Raw genomic sequence first — 17638 nt, forward strand, 5'->3', positions numbered from 1 at the left:
GGAGGAACAAAACACCGATGAAAACGAACGTCACATCTACTAGATCCACAACGATTACCTCCATACCTGTATCTATGTTACATCGAAGTCCACATCCAAATGGTCACGGATTAAGGGGCAAAACGATATGATCTTGCTACGCATCACATTACCTTTACGAATTACATTATCTATACTCGTAGGCCTCATCTATTCTTTTTCATGGATGGGAGAGGGACAGTTCAAATACGTTGATTATGTTTTTGGTGAACGCGTCGATGCCTTTGAGGGTATTGCTTACGCTTCTGGAGATGCTTCTTATGCGTCAGGTGCAACTGCGTCCGCTGTACCAAAGGAAAGTGCGAAAACGGATCAATTGCATGCTCTGCTTCCTTCGGTAGGAAGTGCGCTGGTAGAGGCAGGCCAGGGCAAGCTGGATGATGCCGTTCGGGATATATCCGATTTTCAGGCGTTATGGCAACAGGCCGGACAGCTGGAACCGGAGCAAAATGCAGAGCAGGTCGCCGGTTTGGCAGCTACCGTTAACGATGCACTCACCAAGGTTCAAGATGTGTTGAAGGGCAGCGATGCCGATGCTGCCAAGAGTGCGCTAGCAGACCTTGCAAGGGCAGTCAATGCATACGTAGAAGCGTTCCAAAGTGCGGAAGGCAGTAGTGACGCAGGCCGGAAGGCGGCAGCACATTTACTTCCAGATTCCCGCAGCAGTCTTGTCGCAATGCAAAAAGGAGACTGGCTTCTGGCAGAGCGTACGTATAAACGAATCGTTACTGCCTGGAAAGGCACGGAAGCACCGATTCGCAAGGATCATTTTGGGGTATACAGCCAGCTTGAGAAAAAGATGAGCCTGATTCGGATTGCAATGCAAGCTGAACCGCGCAAGGAATCACAGGCCATCCAGCAAATGAACGAAATGGTGACGTTGCTGACGGATTACAGTGTGGGTACACTCAAGGATGGAGAACTGGATAAAGAAGAAGTCAATGCTGGTTCTGCATCGCTAGCTGATCTGCTGCAATTGTTGGAACAGGTGCAGCAGCAGATTCAGGCGGGGGATAGCTCCGGAGCGGCTGCAGGCATGGAACAGTTTATCGTTGCTTGGCCTTCCGTCGAAGGACAGGTGCAGATCTCTTCGCCTGCATCGTATACCGCAATCGAGAATGAGATGACGGAAGCATCTGGCTACCTGGTCTCCAGTCCGCCGAATACATCGAAAGCAACAGTGGTGGTATCCCAAATGATAGAGCGGTTGGAACCTTTAACGGAAACAACGTCTTATACTGCATGGGATGCGGCCTTAATTCTTCTTCGTGAAGGACTGGAGGCTATTCTGGTACTGGCTGCTTTGCTGGCCTACGCCAAGAAGAGCGGACAAGCTGTTGCGCGGCGATGGATTTGGGCTGGGGCGGGCAGCGGCTTGCTCTTGAGTGTAGCGATGGCTGTAGTGCTAACACTGGTGCTGGCTGCGGCATCTTCAGGCAGTACACGCGAGATGATTGAAGGATATACCGGACTTGCGGCAGTTGTTCTGATGTTAACGGTCGGACAATGGATGCATAACAAATCAAACGCCCGCTCATGGAACAGTTATGTAGAACGCCAGGTAGGAGGAGCGCTTGCACGCGGAAGTCTATGGTCTTTGTTTGCTGTCGCTGGGCTTGCCATATTAAGAGAAGGTGCGGAAACCACTATTTTTTACATCGGCATGGCTCCTTCCATTCAGCTGTCCCAGTTGTTCATCGGGGTGGGTATAGCCTTGGTGATGCTGGTTATTTTGGCCATAGCGATTATTCAGTTCAGTGTGCGTCTGCCGGTGCGCTGGTTTTTCCTCACGGCTACGCTGCTGATCTATTATCTGGTCTTTCGTTTTCTGGGCGAGAGTATTCACGCCCTGCAGGTGTCGGCCACGCTTCCTGCACATGTGGCACATGAGTTGCCTGCCCTAAGCTGGCTTGGCATGTATCCCACATGGGAGACCTTTGTGCCGCAAATGGTGGTATTACTCTATCTGGTCTTTAGTCTGGTTTGCACCGAGAAACGCTCAGCGAGAGACATGTCCAGTACATCTATCTGACATCTGTCTGAATCAAGCAGTTGAACTCACTAAGTTGCGAAGTTTGAATTAAATAGGAGAAGCAGGACATACGTCAGAACCTTGAAGAGTTCACACGACGTATGTCTTATTTCTATTTTAAACAACACCTAATCATATGACGAGTATGAGGAGCGGATGTCAAATAAAAAGTAAGATTTACAGATGTAGTACAGGTCTGTCCCGTTGCTTCAGAGGACAGATCAAATTAATCAAAGCAGGTTGCTTTTCCGATAATGAGGATAACAAAATGCCTTTTAATTATTATGAAAACATACTTTGGAGGAGAAAAATTGGGAACTGTAGAGTATAGGGTAAGGCCGCATGCAGATATTGAATTAGGTTTTGCTAGAGAAGAGCTGGACTATTATGTTACGTTGCCAAGTGCAGGTGTAACTGAAGAAACTGGAGTGATACTAACCATTCCCGGATTTGGTGGACTTGCGGATTCTGTTTATCAATCTGAAAAATTAAATCCCTATCTGGCAGAAAAGTATAAATGCATCGTTGTCTCCATGAATTACTTTGGTATATACCGAAGCATGGAAACCAGATTGGATAATCAATTCATTGGAAATATGGAGAGAATCTACGGTGTTCCAGCAACCTACTGGGATGATATCTCATTAGATAGTGACTTCTATATGAAGGTAGGTGAGTTGCTTGAGAGAAAAGGGATCACCGCCTTGGATCACCGATGTCAGGCTCTTATGATCACAGCACGAGAAGAGTATCAGTCATTTGGATTCTTACCTGCTCTAGATTGCCTAACTGTACTGGGTGAGGTTCTCAGAAAATATCCATTAGCCAATAAGAAAAAGATAATTGCCTATGGTTCTTCATATGGTGGATATATAGCTATGCTTTGCGGTAAGTTTGCCCCGGACACATTTTCGGTCATTATAGACAACTCAGGCTTTTCACGCTCCGAGATGAAATATATTGCAGGTAGAGAGTTATTAGAAAGTGACTTTGCTGTCACTGTGAATGTTAAAAATAAAAGTTTTACTCTACCATTAGCTTATAACAATCCATGGACGATTATGGATGAAACATCACCTCATTATTTTGGAGACTCACATAAGCAGATTCGTAACTTATTACTTAGGGAGCACAGAGTTAAATCCAACACGAGATATTATATTTTTCATTGTGAGGAAGATCAAATCGCCTCGGTAGCAGACAAAGATAAAGTAGCTACTCTATTAAATATGTTTAATCCTATTAGTTACAAAAGAGTTGGAAAACAAGATATAGATGGTGTTTTATTTAAAACTTATGCACATGCCATGAATGCCTCACTAAGAAAACTCTTTGACCATGTGGCGGAACAAGATGGGGAGTATGGATTAGTGAAAGAATCAATCCACAATGAATTCACCATGAATAAGACGAACTCATACAATTGTGGTAACAAGAATTATGTGTTCAATTTTAATGACGACTATACAATGAACGTCACGATCACAGATAACATCAAGACAGACTATAATCTGATTGGATCGTTTGAGATGATGCCGCAGCTGTTAGATATCTGTGACTCAATAGACGAAGCATTGAACTATGTCGTTGTAAAAGTCTCAAACGATGAATACAGAGATGTATTTGGTGTTATGTTGGATATAATTGAAGCATTTACAGCGATAAATTTACAAATCAACGCATTTTCTGGATTTCTGAGCAAAAACGACCTGTTTCCAAACAGTGAAAAGTTAAAGAATGGCCTTCTTAAAGTGATTGAACATTTTAATAATGAAAACTGGCCTTTGTTCAATAGTCAGTTGACGGAACAAGTTGTACCTTCTTTTTTGATGTGGAAGAATGAGATGCACACTGTTTTTAGTCCGTATCTAACGCATTAAAATGTTTCATTTACAAATCGGGGCTTTAATTGCCCCGTTTGGTTCGGTATATCACCTTTCTTCAAGGAGGACAAGTAAGTGATATTACGTGGAAATAATACAGCCAAAGCCATATTTTTCGATGTGGATGATACCTTATATGATCACTTGCAGCCGCTTCGAAGAGCATTGCAGGAGGTGTTGGAATTACCGGAAGCGTTTGATTATGCGCTGGCATATCATCGTTTTCGGTATTACAGCGACTGGCTGTCTGCCCAGGAAGACCTGTCGGCGGTTCCCAAACAGGATGCGGTGGAGCGTATGAGATGCCGTAGATTCGAGCTGACGATGGCTGATTTTGGGATTGAACTGCAGCCTGGGCAAGCGCAAGAACTGCAACGAAGGTATTTGAGCAGACAGTTTGAGATTACTCCCTTCCAAGGAGCCTATGATCTGATTCGCAGACTTCTAGCGGAGGGACATACGGTGGGGCTGGTTACAAATGGAGAAGGGCAGCATCAGCGGCGTAAGTTAGAAGCGTTGGATGTATTTGGTCTGGTGGACGAGCAACGGGTGTTTATTTCTGGCGAAGTCGGTTATGCGAAACCGGACGGCAGGCTGTTTGAGCATGTGAACAAGCAGACAGGAACAACAGCAGATAATAGCTACTATGTTGGAGATTCATGGCGCAACGATGTTGCCGGAGCGGTAGACGCAGGCTGGAACATCATCTGGTTTAATCACCGTGAGGCATCGCCTGAATCGGATCATCAACCTCATTTTACGGCACGGAACTACGAGGAAATCAGTCAATTTCTTACGTTTGAATAGGTTTGTTCATAGGCGGGAACTCGGAGAATCGAAGCATTTCTAAGAATTGAACTATGATCATGTTGTAACAAGGCGTTCAGTCCTGTCATCTGTGGTTGCAGATGAAGGGCTGTTTTTTTATTCTCATTTGGGTGTGTGAGAATGTTCACTGAAGGTGGATAAGGTTGGCGGTATAACTACATGAGCAGCCTTGTTCATAGTGGAAGCAGCCTTAAGTTCATCATGAAGCCCAGCTTCATGGAATCTTCATTTGGAAGAGAGGCCAAAGCTCTTTTCAAAGTATATAGTCAGTGTTATAATTAAAACAAGATTTAGATTAAGTCTAAATTGAAGAAAAGAACAACAAAGAGATTCCAAACAAATCATATTATAAACAAAACTAAAGTGAGACATTCGAAAGGGGATAAATTCCATGAGCACAATCCAAACTAACCCAAACACATCTGTAACAAACACAGCTAAACTTCAAGAGGTATTGAACCGCCAGATCGCAGGATGGTCTGTTCTTTACACGAAGTTGCATAACTTCCATTGGTATGTCAAAGGACCAAACTTCTTCACACTTCACGCCAAGTTTGAAGAATTGTACAACCTGGCTACAGCGAATATGGACGAGGTTGCTGAGCGCCTTCTGACCATTGGTGGTCGTCCTGTAGCAACGATTACAGAACAACTGCGTCTATCCCCAATAACAGAGGTACAAGGACAATTGTCTGCTGAAGAGATGGTTGAACACGTTGTTGCCGATCTGAATGCAATGCTGAATGTGATTCGCCAAGGCATTCATGAAGCTGGAGAAGCAGAAGACAATGCAAGCGAAGATATGCTGATTGGATTTACCGCAGCGCTGGATAAAGAGATCTGGATGTTAAACGCATTTTTGGGCAAATAATTGAAGTGAACCTGTTTCCTGACAACGATATGTAGAGTCCGTGAACAAACGTCCCGTTCGCTTACAAATCCGGTGTGCTTCCCGTATAATAATGGCATCCAAGATGTACAGAATGGTGGAATGAGAAATGCGGACAGACCTGGATCGATTACAGGAAGAAGCTGAACGGTTTATATATACAAGTTACGAAGAGCTGGGCCATACGCGTGAAGACGCAGAGGCCCGGCTTATTGCCATTTTGCACGAGATTGAGAAGACGGGAACCTATACCCATACCGCCCAGGAATTGGAGCATGGTTGCAAAATGGCCTGGAGGAACAGCAACCGCTGTATCGGGAGGCTGTTTTGGGATAAACTGCGGATCGTAGACGCGCGCCATGCAGAAACTTCAGGAGAGGCTGCGGAGGCTGTGTTGGATCATATCCATACAGCTTCCAATGGCGGAAAGATCATCCCTACGATTACCATTTTGCCGCCAGAAGGCCCAGGTGGAGCCCCCATCCGTATCTGGAATCATCAGTTGATCCGTTATGCGGGGTATGAGACAGAGCAAGGCATTGTGGGTGATCCTGCTTCCGTTGAACTGACCAAAGCGGCCAATTCGCTCGGCTGGCAGGGAGCTCGGGGCGATTATGATGTGTTGCCGATCATTATTCAAGCTCAAGGACAGGCCCCAGAGTGGTATGTAATACCAGAGCAGGAGATCATCGAAGTGCAGATTGAGCACCCGGAGCGAGCGGAGATTGCTGAACTCGGCATGCGTTGGTACGGCGTGCCAATGATCGCTGATATGCGGGTCGAAATCGGGGGCATTAATTACCCGGCTGCGCCATTTAACGGGTGGTATATGGAAACGGAGATTGGTGCGCGAAACTTTGCCGATACATTCCGATATAACAAGTTGCCAGATGTAGCTGCTGCACTAGGGTTAAACACGTCGAGTGAAACGACACTGTGGAGAGATCGAGCTCTGGTGGAGCTTAATGTTGCTGTGTTGCATTCATTCAAAAAGGCAGGCGTGAGTATCGTGGACCACCATACGGCTGCATCACAGTTTGCTCTGTTTGAACAGCGGGAAGAAAAGGCTGGACGCGAGCTGACTGGAGACTGGGTGTGGCTGATTCCACCAGTGTCCCCAGCCACTACTCATATTTTTCACAGTTCCTATCGGAATGAGATTGTGAAGCCGAACTTTTTTCACCAGAACCCCGCATACAGGTTTCAAAATGGGATGGCTGTTGCCGCAGACGAGGGTACCCGTGAGCAATATCATAAGCACCATGAGAACCTGGATCATCCAAACGACCAAGAGCATCCGTCCGATAAAGCCGCCCAGCCACAGGCTGGGAATACACCAATGAAATGCCCGTTTGCACATTAATTTGTGTGATCGGGTTTTTATTTTTTAACGTTTATAAACGAAAATAAGAAAGAAAAGATACATTTTTTTCTATATATGAATTCTCCAGGGGATTCTATACTGAACATATACGTGATAGGAGGCGATGTCGTGGGATACATTGAAACGTTTCGGGGTCAGGTGGGTAATGCTCCGTTAATTCTGGTAAGGCCAAGCGTCATGATTGTTAACGATAAATGTGAAATTTTGTTAGTCAGACATATGGATAACACGTGGGGAGTGCCTGGCGGGATAATGGAACTCGGTGAGACGGTGGAAGAGTCTGCACGAAGAGAAGTCAGAGAAGAGATCGGGATAGAAATAAAAAAAATGCAGCTATACGGTGTGTTCTCGGGAGATCAGTTGTATGCCAAATTAAGGAATGGAGATGAATACTATAATGTAGTTATTGGATATATCTGTACAGAGTATGAAGGAGAATTAAATCCGGACGGGGTTGAAGTTCTTGAAGCGAGGTTTTATCACCCGACAGAACTGCCTGAAAGTACAGACCCTTACATAAAACGCAAAATCGAGGAAAATGCACATGATCTAATTTCGCTCCTCTAAAAATCTGAAAAGCTGTTTCTCTGGATCAGGAGGAACAGCTCTTCCCAATTAAAAGAACTGCTACGTCATCTCTCTTTCATCCGATATCTGCTTCCGCATGATGGCTTGAACGACGATGGCTGCCGCGATCAGAACAAGATTAAAGACAAATACAGCATACAGAGACAAGGTCTCCATCAGAAGTGCTGCGAGTAGGGGAGATGCAATAGAGCCGATCTCGGCTGACGAGACAATTTTACCAATGACTCCGCTTCGATTCGCTTCAGGAGTGTGATCCCCGACATGCGCAAAAAAGGAATCCATGTAACAAGCTCCGCCAATGCCACCGATGAACATGCCAATGTACACCCAGAGGTGGACAGATGTACTTAGAAAAACAACGACTTCAACGCCGATCAGGAACATGCCCAGCATGCACAGCAGGAGCCGATCACCCAAGCGGTCGGAGAGAAAACCGACAAAAGGGGCAGCCGCAAGGGTAGAGATTCCGGCTACGGTAAAGGCCAGACTGGCAGAGAAGGTATCCCATTGCATGATCTGTATTGCATAAAGTGCAAAATACGTCAGGAATACAGCGTAGGCACTCATCTCCAGGACATGCACCGTTATGTATCCTGTAAGCGGGACAGGAATAGGACCTGTGCCACGGCTTGGGCGAGACTGTGTATTATTGGAGGCATACTCCTGAGCAGTTTCTTCCTGACGGGAGGTTTGATCTGCTGGAGCCCAAGAGAGAAATTCACTACCCTTCATCTTTAGAATGGGTATGGAGCCGGATGATCCATGCGTTGCTTTGTTTTGCATCCCCATGACAACAAGCATAGCGATCAGACAACAGCATGCAACCAGCCAGAACGGAACGGACAGCGGTACGTGGAGCGCAAGCCAGCCACTGATGACCGGTCCCAGAATCATTCCCCCACCCTCGCTACTGCTGATATATCCGTTGTATAGTCCCCGGTTATCCATATTTCCCCCGTCACTGATGATGGAGCGCACGATGACGGTCAGCCCGGTTGAAGCCATTCCTTGCAATAACCGCAACACACCGAGGAACAGGGGCGTAGAGGCAATGGCAAAACCAGCTGTACATGTGGCAAGCATAAGTAGCATAAGGACCAGAGACATTTTGACCCCTGCCCGGCGATAGAGCGCAGAGGCAGGCAGCCCGCCGGCTACTTTACCTAAATAGAACATTCCGAAAATTAAACCCATCTCCCAGCCGGATCGGCCAAGTTGGTCGATATATATCGGAAAGAGGGGCAGAATCATAAATCCCCCCATCTGGCTAAGAAAACAGACACTCATTAAAAGGGGTAGATTACGGCGCATCTCCATGGTCTTCCTCACCTCAACTCCATGATATGGAGTCCCGGCGTTATTCATTCTTTACTGAATCACTTCGAAAAATCAAAGTAACTCAAAAAGGAACGTAGCAGATGTCACTGCTACGTTTTCTTGTGAGAATTATACTGCGTAATTTAGATCAATGCGGAGCAATAGCCATATGTGCAATCAGTGATGATGGTGAGGATGTTTATTTTCATGGTCAGGTACAACAACGTTAACAACCGTTTTTTGAATATGGGTTGAGTGGTTCGTGTTTTCTGCGTTATTTTTGGACTTGTTCTTCGCGCGGTTTTTAGAAACCAGTTTGCTTTTGTTCGCAGCTTTGCTTTTTGGAGAAAGTGGAGAGAAGAAGTTAGTCATAAGGAATGCCTCCTTGATTAATGCATGATCTGCATCATCTATTTTTTGAATCTATCAACTCGTATGGGCGAGCCAACATATTGAAATAGATAGATTAGCAGTAAGGATTGCAGTGATGGTGATGATGAGAGTGTGGATGATGATGGTGATGGTGTGTATCTTTCTCTTTAGATTCTGGCAGAATGACGTTAACGACGGTTTCTTGGATATGCTGTGCCTTGCTTGTGTTGCCTGCATTGTTTCTTGATTTGTTTTTCGCGCGGTTTTTGGACACCAGCTTGCTTTTGTTTGCAGCTTTACTCTTCGGAGAGAGTGGGGACAAGTTGTTAGCCATGAAGAATACCTCCTTGTAATGGATATACGTTATACTATTCCGAATCTATTAATTCGTTTGTATAGAAGACTAATTATTAAGAAAATAGATTTATTGCCATAATATTAAAATCTGTAACGTACGAGCGTGACCTTTCAAAACAAAAGAAAATGGGGTAAATTATTCATATTCGAGATATGACTTAATTAAAGTCGTGTATAATAGGTAAGGTTTCTTAGGATAAACCCAAGGATAAGGGGGCGACGTGAAGCATGTCAGAACAACAACCGATCATTCGGTTCGAGCGGGTGACACAGCAATACGACCAGGATGAGGCTGTATTGAAAGCTGTCAGCTTTGAGATTGAACGCGGGAAATTTTATACGCTTCTCGGTCCGTCCGGTTGCGGTAAAACAACGATATTGCGGCTGATCGCCGGCTTTGCGGAGCCGACGGAGGGCAGCATTTATTTTAACGGGGCATTGATTAATAAGGTGCCTGCGCATCAGCGTCAGGTGAATACGGTATTTCAGGATTATGCGTTATTTCCACATTTGAATGTATTTGAGAACGTAGCCTTTGGCCTGCGGATTAAAAAAATGAAAACATCCGAGATTCGCAGCAAAGTGCTCGAAGCTCTCAAGTTTGTCAATTTGTCCGGCTATGAGAACCGGGAGATTGGCGAGATGTCCGGCGGACAGCGCCAGCGTGTGGCGATCGCCCGCGCGATTGTGAACGAGCCGGAAATTTTGCTGCTGGACGAGCCTTTGTCAGCGCTCGACCTGAAACTTCGTACGGAGATGCAGTACGAGCTGCGAGAGCTGCAGCAGCGGCTGGGCATCACGTTTATTTTTGTCACGCATGACCAGGAAGAAGCACTCGCCATGTCTGATGAAATCTTTGTCCTGAACGGCGGTGTCATTCAGCAGAGCGGCACGCCTAATGATATTTATGATGAGCCGATTAACCGCTTTGTCGCGGACTTTATTGGAGAGTCGAATATCGTGGCAGGCAGGATGAAACAGGACTTTGTCGTTGAGTTTGCAGGTGCACAGTATGAATGTGTCGACCAGGGGTTGCAACCGGATGAGCCTGTTGAGATTGTTATCCGCCCAGAGGATTTCGAGATCACAACCGAGGAGCAAGGCAAACTCAAGGTGAAGGTGGACTCGCAGCTGTTCCGCGGCGTGCATTACGAAATCTCGACCTACGATGACGCAGGTAACGAATGGCTGATTCATTCCACGAAGAAAGCGGTCGTGGGATCGCGCATCGGGCTTTATTTTGATCCGGAAGCCATTCATGTCATGCGTTTCAACGAAACCGAGGAAGAGTTCGACAGACGACTCGAAGCTTATCAAGAGGCCGCTCATGCAGACTAAAGCCAGCACGCGCAATGCGTATCTGATTCCATATGTGTTATGGATGGTGTTGTTCGTTGTAGCGCCGGTGCTGCTGGTTATCTATTATTCGTTCTTTGATGTGGAGGGTAACTTCACACTGGGCAACTACGCACGGTTCTTTACGCCGGTGTATATGCAGATGACGCTCAGTTCGTTCTGGTACGCGTTTCTGATTACAGCGTTCTCGTTGCTTATCTCGTATCCAACGGCGTACATGCTGACCCGTACGAAGCATAAGCAACTGTGGTTACTGCTGATCATTTTACCGAGCTGGATCAATCTGTTGTTAAAAGCGTACGCCTTTATCGGCCTGTTCGGCACATACGGTCTGACCAACTCCCTGCTGGAAGTGGTGGGCATTGGCACACAGCAGATTTTGTTCACCGATTTCAGCTTTATCTTTGTTTCGGTGTACATCTTCATTCCGTTTATGATTCTGCCAATCTTTAACGCGCTGGAAGAGATGAATCCGTCCCTGATCTATGCTGCACGGGATCTGGGCGCTTCATCCTGGCTGACGTTCCGCCGCGTGATCTTTCCGCTGACGATCAGCGGGGTGAAATCAGGCTGTCAGGCCGTATTTATCCCGGCGCTGTCCCTGTTTATGATTACCCGCCTCATTGCGGGGAACCGTGTTATTACGCTGGGTACAGCGATTGAGCAACATTTTCTCGTTACCCAGGACTGGGGCATGGGTTCGACGATTGCCGTCTTTTTGATTATCGCTATGGCGGTCATTATGTTTCTAACCGGATCAGGCAAGAAGGAGGTGCGAAATGGGAAGAAACGGAAAGCTGTCTAACGTCTATCTGGCGGTTGTGTTCGCCATTTTGTACGCGCCGATTGCCTATTTGATCTTCTATTCATTCAATAGCGGTGGCCATATGCGTGGGTTCGAAGGCTTCACGCTGGAATGGTACAGGGAAGTTTTTGCGGATACTCGGCTGCTGATTATTGTATTAAATACGTTTATTATTGCGCTGTTGTCCTCTGCGATTTCAACCATTCTGGGTGTGGCAGGTGCACTGGCGATTTATCATGTACGTCGCAAACGAACCAAAAACACACTGTTATCCCTAAACAACGTGCTGATTGTTAGTCCGGATGTCATTATTGGTGCATCCTTCCTAATTCTGTTTACGATGATTGGCATCAAACTGGGCTTCACTTCGGTATTGCTGTCACATATCGCATTCAGTGTGCCGATTGTTGTGATTATGGTGCTCCCTAAGCTGCAGGAGATGAGCCCAACCTTGATGGATGCGGCTCGCGATCTGGGGGCAGGATCATGGCAAATTCTAACGCGCGTTGTGCTGCCTTACGTGAAACCCGGTATTTTCGCTGGATTTTTCATGGCTTTGACGTACTCACTCGACGACTTTGCCGTAACCTTCTTTGTGACAGGGAACGGATACTCTACACTTTCGGTGGAGATTTACTCCAGAGCAAGGCAGGGCGTATCGCTGTCGATTAATGCGTTGTCTACCCTGCTGTTCCTGCTTACGGTGTTGCTGGTGGTTGGATATTACTTCCTTAATCGCCGTGCAGCACGCATACCAGCGGGAGGAAAGGGGCTGCGTCCATGAAACAGCTGGTACGAACATTCGCGCTTGTGTTTGTGGCCGCATTCGCCCTGATGATTCTGGCTTCGTATCTGAACAAAAGCCAGGGATATTCCGGCGGAAACACGCTGACCATCTACAACTGGGGCGATTATATTGACCCTGATCTTTTGAAGGAATTTGAAGAAGAGTCCGGCATGAAGGTCATCTATCAGACGTTTGATTCCAATGAGGCGATGCTGACCAAGATTGAACAGGGCGGCACAACGTTCGACGTGGCGATTCCTTCCGAATATGCGATTAGCAAAATGAAAGAAGAAAATCTGCTCGTTCCGATCGATCACAACAAGCTGCCCAACCTGAAAAACATCGATGCCCGGTTCCTGAACTTGAACTACGATCCAAACAACCAATTCTCCATCCCTTATTTCTGGGGAACGGTTGGTATCGTGTATAATCCGGAGCTGGTGGGTGGTCTGACATTTGACAGCTGGAATGACCTGTGGGACCCGCGTTTGAAAAATCAGATCCTGCTGCTCGATGGTGCTCGTGAAGTCATCGGTATGGGGCTGAATAGTCTGGGGTATTCACTTAATGATACGAACGAAGACCATCTCCAGGCTGCGCTCAAAAAACTCTCTACTCTGACTCCTAACGTAAGAGCCATCGTTGGGGACGAGATCAAAATGCTGCTTGCGAACGAAGAAGCCGCGGTTGGACTCGTATGGTCTGGGGATGCATCGGAGATTATGGATCAGAATGACAAGCTGGATTACAAGGTACCGGAGGAAGGTTCAAATCTCTGGTTCGACAGTATGGTTATCCCGAAAACAGCTAAAAATGTGAACGGCGCGCACCAGTTTATCAACTTTATGCTGGACCCGGACCATGCTGCACGCAATGCCGAGTACGTGGGATACTCTACACCGAATGCGGAGGCACTTAAGCTGTTGCCAGAAGATATCTCGCAGGATGAACGCTTCTATCCGGACGAGACACTGACAAGCAAGCTGGAGGTCTATAACAATCTGGGCAAAAAAATGCTATCGCATTATAACGACCTGTTTCTGGAGTTTAAAATGCATAGTAAATAATTGTCCTCCAGTCTACGCAAACTGCAACGAATACAACTCAAATATCCCCTGAGCCTATTGGTGGCTTCAGGGGATATTTGACGTTGAGTGGATTCTAGGCTCTGAGGGAACGAAACGAAGAGCTTGGCATAGGGTATCGAACATAGCTTTGATCATAAGCCCGCTCTGGCAATTCTGGTTGCCGGGAACTTTATTTACACCCGTGCGTAATAAAGCCCATAACCCCGAATATGAAAGAGTATATCGGGATGGAGGGGACGGAACGGGATGAATTGCAAAAGAATCTCTAACTGTGCAGATGTGATGATTGAATTCATGTTGTCTTACTAAAATGAAAAGGAAAGGAGGGGCGTGATGTTAGGCATTACCGTGCTTATCCTATTATCTTGGCTCTTGCTTCGTTTCACGATCAAGCAACCGTTATCTGTGCTCGGATACCGTCCGGCAGGGTTGCGTTTGCGGCAATTTGCCATAGCTTTGCTGTTGGGTATCCTTGTTTCCTCAGCAGTTCATTGGACAGAATCTTTGGTTACCATGTCAAGCTGGAAGGGGAACGCTAACTATGTATGGGCTGATTTTTGGATAGCCAGTTGGTGGAACTTCAAATCCGTCTGGTTTGAGGAATTGCTTTTCCGTGGTGCATTGCTTGTGCTTATGATTCACTGGTTAGGAGTACGATGGGGAGTCGTACTTTCTTCCATAGCGTTTGGGATGTATCACTGGTTCTCGGGCGGTGTGTTCGGAAACATCCCGGTTATGCTCATTGTATTTACAACGACCTTTATCATGGGCTTGGTTTGGGCATATGCGTATGCCAAAACCGGTTCTATGGCTCTTGCAGCAGGCAGCCATCTGGGCTGGAACGAAGCATCATCCATCCTGTTCTCTGACGGTCCGAACGGTGAGCAGTTGTTCGTTCAAGTGACAGGCATAAGCTACATGCCACTTGCCGGAATACCTTCACTGATTTTCTTTATAGCGTCAAACGCGGCCCTGCCTTTGATCCTTTTTTTCTGGATTAAATACAACTTAGCTACGCAATCAAAACCAAGCCAATAGACAATGTCACATGAAACAAAGCCCCCATAAAAAACAAAAACCACCCCTGATCACCTATAGATCAGGGATGGCTACTTTCCTTGCTTCTAAGCAATAGCACCTTAGTGCGATATCAGATAATTAACAAGTCACACATTAACGGAGGGGACAGGACAAACGAAGGAAGCGAAGCGCTCGCCTTTACCACCAGATTTTCTCAAGTGATATAATACTCAAAAAAAATCTGGGGGTAACAGCGATCCGCAGTTGTTCTGTCCCTGGAATGGCTCAGTGTAATCTAGCCCAATTCATCAGATATCATGCCACTACATATGCTTTTTGCGCCCCATAATGATATACGCCCCGCCCACAATCAACAGAATGGCCACAAACGGTTGAATGTAGCTCACACTGCTCAGTACTGAACCGATCGACATGACAGTGAAGAACAACAGGGAAAGGACCGTCAAAATATTAATCGGAATCAGCAACCATTTATTTTTGCCGCCAAACCAGTAGAGTTCAAACAAACCAACCGCTGGTGCCAGAATGAAGCCAGGCCACATCGTGCCCCAGTTACCAAACAGCATCGCGATCTGGCATACAATACCCACGGTCAGCAGCACGCCGCCTGGAACGAGCAATCCAACACCACGGCCAATCATGGAGAAGTATAGCCAGTGGAAGAACAGTCCAAGCGGAATCACAAATAACGTAGGCCAGAAAGTACCAAAGATTGTGCCTGGGCCCATTGTGCCGCCTTGATTCAGAATCAGGTACACACCGAGTAAAATCAGGACGGGTGCAAGAATCGTACGTTTAGCCATAATTTCTCTCCTTTTTGATTGTGGAATCTTTCATCCGTACAATATGTATAATCACTTTCGTTATACACAGCATACCACGAACTGGAAAAGGGGAACCTCCGTCTTTGGCGTTAAACTTATCCTAGACTAAAGTCTAGGTATGGGGTTACGATCCTATCCCTGCCGAGTCGATCACAATTACAATTGGTGCACCTCGCATAATGACAATGGGTGGTTGCATCAGATGTTTATGACCTGGCTGGTATTTACGGCTGTGCTTTCGCCAGATTAGCCCGGTATTGCCCTGGGGTCTGTCCCGTCCACTTTTTGAACGCATTCTGAAAGGCACTTTGTTCTGAAAAATGCAGGGCATAGGCGATATCGCCGAAAGCATAGTTGCCTCTTTGTAAATAACGTTGCGCCATTTCCTTCCGTACCTGAACAGAGATTTCGTTAAACGTTGTACCTTCTTCACGCAATCTGCTCTGTAGTGTGCGAATGCTCACGCCGAGATGTGCTGCTGTGTGTTGTAATGTGGGGAAGAAGGAAGGCAGACTCTCTGTGATCCAACGGCTTACTTTGCTGGAGAAGGGCTGAGAGGCATACAAGTCTGCTTGGGTCTCCTCCGCCATCTTCTCGAAAACCTTCAACATCCTGGCATCCGAATATAAAACGGGCAGCGTCAGAACCTCTTTGGATAGACGCAAGAGGGTTTGGGCAGTACCAAACTCGGGAGTGACCCCAAAAAAGTTCACGTAAACAGACAGATCACCTGCCCCGTCAGGAGCTTCGTGACGAAATTGGACTGCTCGGACCACGGCCTGGCGATTCGCCAACTTGTTGATCAGATGTAATACCGAAACAGTCATATCCTCTACGCAATGGCGAGACATGGGGAGTTCCTCATTTTGCACAGACAACTGAATGATCACATCCGGCCCGCTAACTTCCCACTCTAGTTGAAATCCACTATACAAAATATCGTTATACCGCTGGTACGCGCTAAGTGCATCACCAATCGTTTTGGAGTGCATCATGACATATCCGGGCAAGCTTAAATCTGCAAAATCCAGCCGCACGCCCTGGTGTAATCCAAAATACAGATCATTCGCATAATCAGCAGCACGTTGCATAATCCGTTCCAATTCAGTGACGGGCAACCGGGCATCCGGGTTCTCCATGATGGAGGGATCCAGATCGATGTCTTTGAAAAAGGATTCCGAGTCAAAACCTTTGTGTACCAGCGTTTTCAAAATAGGATATACCATGGATATCGGGACACTTTGGTTAAGATCTTTCATAAGTCCTCCTGTTTGCACGAATCCGCAATGATTTGGCGTCGTTGATCATTTTTTTATCTCTTCCTTCACTTTATGCTTGTGATATGTTCGTTTCATCGGTCTTCATGAACCATATTATACAGGAGGAATATACGTATGAATGCAAATAAAATTCTCATCATTAACGGTCATCCCGATCCACAGAGTTATTGTAAGGCACTGTCAGAGTCCTACGCAGAGGGCGTACGAAAATCAGGTGGGACTGTAGAGATGATCGATCTAAGTGAGATCGAGTTCAATCCTAATCTCCGATACGGCTATCGTCAGCGGACAGAGCTCGAGCCTGATTTGCTGAAGGCACAGGAACTCATTCGCTGGGCTGATCATTTGGTATTTGTTTATCCAATGTGGTGGGGAACGATGCCCGCTGTGCTGAAAGGGTTTATTGATCGGATTTTCCTGCCGGGGTTCGCCATGAGATATCGGGACAACTCACCGCTCTGGGATAAATTGCTCAAGGGGAAGTCTGCGCACCTCATCGTAACATCGGATACACCACGCCTGTACAATACACTGGTATATAGACAGGCAGGGCACCGAATCATGAAATCCAACATCCTTAAATTCAGCGGTGTATCCCCTATACGCGTGACCGATATTAGTCCAGTCCGCAAGTCCACAGATGCGTTCCGTCAGAAATGGCTGGATAAGGTGAATGAAATGGGAATGAAGCAGGCACGGTGATCTGAGAGGGATAGTCATATTAGATGAGCAGCGCACATGAAGAATAAGGAACAAAGGAACAGAGTA

Annotated in this window: 17 protein-coding genes; 12 read left to right on the forward strand and 5 right to left on the reverse strand. The window is 46.5% G+C overall.

All coding sequences use genetic code 11. The features are described 5' to 3' along the window. Positions 1-127 precede the first annotated feature (127 nt). From ABIE27_RS06215 to ABIE27_RS06240, 6 genes are all read left to right on the forward strand, one after another. On the forward strand, positions 128-2071 hold the full coding sequence (locus ABIE27_RS06215) for an FTR1 family iron permease (protein ID WP_240036780.1): 1944 nt from the start codon (positions 128-130) through the stop codon (positions 2069-2071). Positions 2072-2355: 284 nt separating this feature from the next. Then, entirely contained in the window at positions 2356-3951 is a 1596-nt protein-coding gene (locus tag ABIE27_RS06220) for a DUF2920 family protein (protein WP_161556912.1), read from the forward strand. A gap of 78 nt (positions 3952-4029) precedes the next feature. Beyond that, the gene (locus tag ABIE27_RS06225) at positions 4030-4761 is read left to right on the forward strand and encodes an HAD family hydrolase (RefSeq protein ID WP_123064116.1); all 732 of its coding nucleotides are present in this window, start codon (positions 4030-4032) and stop codon (positions 4759-4761) included. A 412-nt stretch (positions 4762-5173) separates the two neighbouring features. Further along, positions 5174-5653 (forward strand): Dps family protein, encoded by a 480-nt coding sequence (locus tag ABIE27_RS06230; protein WP_123064117.1) that lies wholly within the window; start codon positions 5174-5176, stop codon positions 5651-5653. 127 nt (positions 5654-5780) lie between these two features. Continuing rightward, positions 5781-7034: a nitric oxide synthase oxygenase gene (locus tag ABIE27_RS06235; RefSeq protein ID WP_123064118.1), complete on the forward strand. Its 1254-nt coding sequence runs from the start codon at positions 5781-5783 to the stop codon at positions 7032-7034. A gap of 129 nt (positions 7035-7163) precedes the next feature. Then, positions 7164-7622, forward strand: a complete 459-nt coding sequence (locus ABIE27_RS06240; RefSeq protein ID WP_429350133.1) for an NUDIX hydrolase — start codon at positions 7164-7166, stop codon at positions 7620-7622. A 60-nt stretch (positions 7623-7682) separates the two neighbouring features. On the opposite strand, the gene ABIE27_RS06245 is transcribed toward ABIE27_RS06240, so the two are convergent. The 3 genes from ABIE27_RS06245 to ABIE27_RS06255 all read right to left on the reverse strand — a co-directional run bounded on the left by ABIE27_RS06245 (position 7683) and on the right by ABIE27_RS06255 (position 9666). Continuing rightward, complete coding sequence (locus ABIE27_RS06245) at positions 7683-8930, reverse strand: MFS transporter (RefSeq protein ID WP_429350134.1); 1248 nt, start codon at positions 8928-8930, stop codon at positions 7683-7685. A gap of 207 nt (positions 8931-9137) precedes the next feature. Beyond that, on the reverse strand, positions 9138-9332 hold the full coding sequence (locus ABIE27_RS06250) for a hypothetical protein (protein WP_123064121.1): 195 nt from the start codon (positions 9330-9332) through the stop codon (positions 9138-9140). Between the two features lie 94 nt (positions 9333-9426). After that, positions 9427-9666 (reverse strand): hypothetical protein, encoded by a 240-nt coding sequence (locus tag ABIE27_RS06255; RefSeq protein ID WP_123064122.1) that lies wholly within the window; start codon positions 9664-9666, stop codon positions 9427-9429. A 251-nt stretch (positions 9667-9917) separates the two neighbouring features. On the opposite strand from ABIE27_RS06255, the gene ABIE27_RS06260 reads away from it, so the two are divergent. From ABIE27_RS06260 to ABIE27_RS06280, 5 genes are all read left to right on the forward strand, one after another. Continuing rightward, a complete protein-coding gene (locus ABIE27_RS06260; RefSeq protein ID WP_123064123.1) occupies positions 9918-11027 on the forward strand; it encodes an ABC transporter ATP-binding protein in 1110 nt (369 codons plus the stop codon). Further along, positions 11017-11850 (forward strand): ABC transporter permease, encoded by an 834-nt coding sequence (locus tag ABIE27_RS06265; RefSeq protein ID WP_090924110.1) that lies wholly within the window; start codon positions 11017-11019, stop codon positions 11848-11850. Before ABIE27_RS06260 ends, ABIE27_RS06265 begins: the two co-directional genes overlap by 11 nt. After that, positions 11825-12634, forward strand: a complete 810-nt coding sequence (locus tag ABIE27_RS06270) for an ABC transporter permease (RefSeq protein ID WP_123064124.1) — start codon at positions 11825-11827, stop codon at positions 12632-12634. The genes ABIE27_RS06265 and ABIE27_RS06270 overlap by 26 nt, the downstream gene beginning before the upstream one ends. Beyond that, a complete protein-coding gene (locus ABIE27_RS06275) occupies positions 12631-13704 on the forward strand; it encodes an ABC transporter substrate-binding protein (RefSeq protein WP_123064125.1) in 1074 nt (357 codons plus the stop codon). The genes ABIE27_RS06270 and ABIE27_RS06275 overlap by 4 nt, the downstream gene beginning before the upstream one ends. Positions 13705-14058: 354 nt before the next feature. Then, entirely contained in the window at positions 14059-14763 is a 705-nt protein-coding gene (locus ABIE27_RS06280) for a CPBP family intramembrane glutamic endopeptidase (protein WP_123064126.1), read from the forward strand. A gap of 305 nt (positions 14764-15068) precedes the next feature. Here the strand turns inward: ABIE27_RS06280 and ABIE27_RS06285 are convergent, their stop codons facing one another. Together ABIE27_RS06285 and ABIE27_RS06290 are read right to left on the reverse strand one after the other, a co-directional pair. Beyond that, a complete protein-coding gene (locus tag ABIE27_RS06285; protein WP_123064127.1) occupies positions 15069-15569 on the reverse strand; it encodes a hypothetical protein in 501 nt (166 codons plus the stop codon). A gap of 245 nt (positions 15570-15814) precedes the next feature. Further along, positions 15815-16849, reverse strand: coding sequence for an AraC family transcriptional regulator (locus ABIE27_RS06290; protein WP_123064128.1), 1035 nt, complete (start codon positions 16847-16849; stop codon positions 15815-15817). 135 nt (positions 16850-16984) lie between these two features. Here ABIE27_RS06290 and ABIE27_RS06295 point away from each other — a divergent pair, with 135 nt between their 5' ends. Beyond that, positions 16985-17572: an NAD(P)H-dependent oxidoreductase gene (locus ABIE27_RS06295; protein ID WP_123064129.1), complete on the forward strand. Its 588-nt coding sequence runs from the start codon at positions 16985-16987 to the stop codon at positions 17570-17572. The last annotated feature ends 66 nt before the right edge of the window (positions 17573-17638 follow it).

Origin of the sequence: Paenibacillus sp. 4624, from assembly GCF_050435065.1 — a bacterium.
Classification (GTDB): Bacteria; Bacillota; Bacilli; order Paenibacillales; family Paenibacillaceae; genus Paenibacillus; species Paenibacillus amylolyticus_D.

Excerpts from the sequence above, each read along its gene's own strand:
- ABIE27_RS06255 (WP_123064122.1), bottom strand. The coding sequence starts at position 9,666 with ATGGCTAACAACTTGTCCCCACTCTCTCCGAAGAGTAAAGCTGCAAAC.
- ABIE27_RS06290 (WP_123064128.1), bottom strand. The coding sequence starts at position 16,849 with ATGAAAGATCTTAACCAAAGTGTCCCGATATCCATGGTATATCCTATT.
- ABIE27_RS06245 (WP_429350134.1), bottom strand. The coding sequence starts at position 8,930 with ATGAGTGTCTGTTTTCTTAGCCAGATGGGGGGATTTATGATTCTGCCC.
- ABIE27_RS06230 (WP_123064117.1), top strand. The coding sequence starts at position 5,174 with ATGAGCACAATCCAAACTAACCCAAACACATCTGTAACAAACACAGCT.
- ABIE27_RS06295 (WP_123064129.1), top strand. The coding sequence starts at position 16,985 with ATGAATGCAAATAAAATTCTCATCATTAACGGTCATCCCGATCCACAG.
- ABIE27_RS06220 (WP_161556912.1), top strand. The coding sequence starts at position 2,356 with ATGAAAACATACTTTGGAGGAGAAAAATTGGGAACTGTAGAGTATAGG.
- ABIE27_RS06285 (WP_123064127.1), bottom strand. The coding sequence starts at position 15,569 with ATGGCTAAACGTACGATTCTTGCACCCGTCCTGATTTTACTCGGTGTG.
- ABIE27_RS06215 (WP_240036780.1), top strand. The coding sequence starts at position 128 with ATGATCTTGCTACGCATCACATTACCTTTACGAATTACATTATCTATA.
- ABIE27_RS06250 (WP_123064121.1), bottom strand. The coding sequence starts at position 9,332 with ATGACTAACTTCTTCTCTCCACTTTCTCCAAAAAGCAAAGCTGCGAAC.
- ABIE27_RS06260 (WP_123064123.1), top strand. The coding sequence starts at position 9,918 with ATGTCAGAACAACAACCGATCATTCGGTTCGAGCGGGTGACACAGCAA.
- ABIE27_RS06275 (WP_123064125.1), top strand. The coding sequence starts at position 12,631 with ATGAAACAGCTGGTACGAACATTCGCGCTTGTGTTTGTGGCCGCATTC.
- ABIE27_RS06235 (WP_123064118.1), top strand. The coding sequence starts at position 5,781 with ATGCGGACAGACCTGGATCGATTACAGGAAGAAGCTGAACGGTTTATA.
- ABIE27_RS06280 (WP_123064126.1), top strand. The coding sequence starts at position 14,059 with ATGTTAGGCATTACCGTGCTTATCCTATTATCTTGGCTCTTGCTTCGT.
- ABIE27_RS06265 (WP_090924110.1), top strand. The coding sequence starts at position 11,017 with ATGCAGACTAAAGCCAGCACGCGCAATGCGTATCTGATTCCATATGTG.
- ABIE27_RS06270 (WP_123064124.1), top strand. The coding sequence starts at position 11,825 with ATGGGAAGAAACGGAAAGCTGTCTAACGTCTATCTGGCGGTTGTGTTC.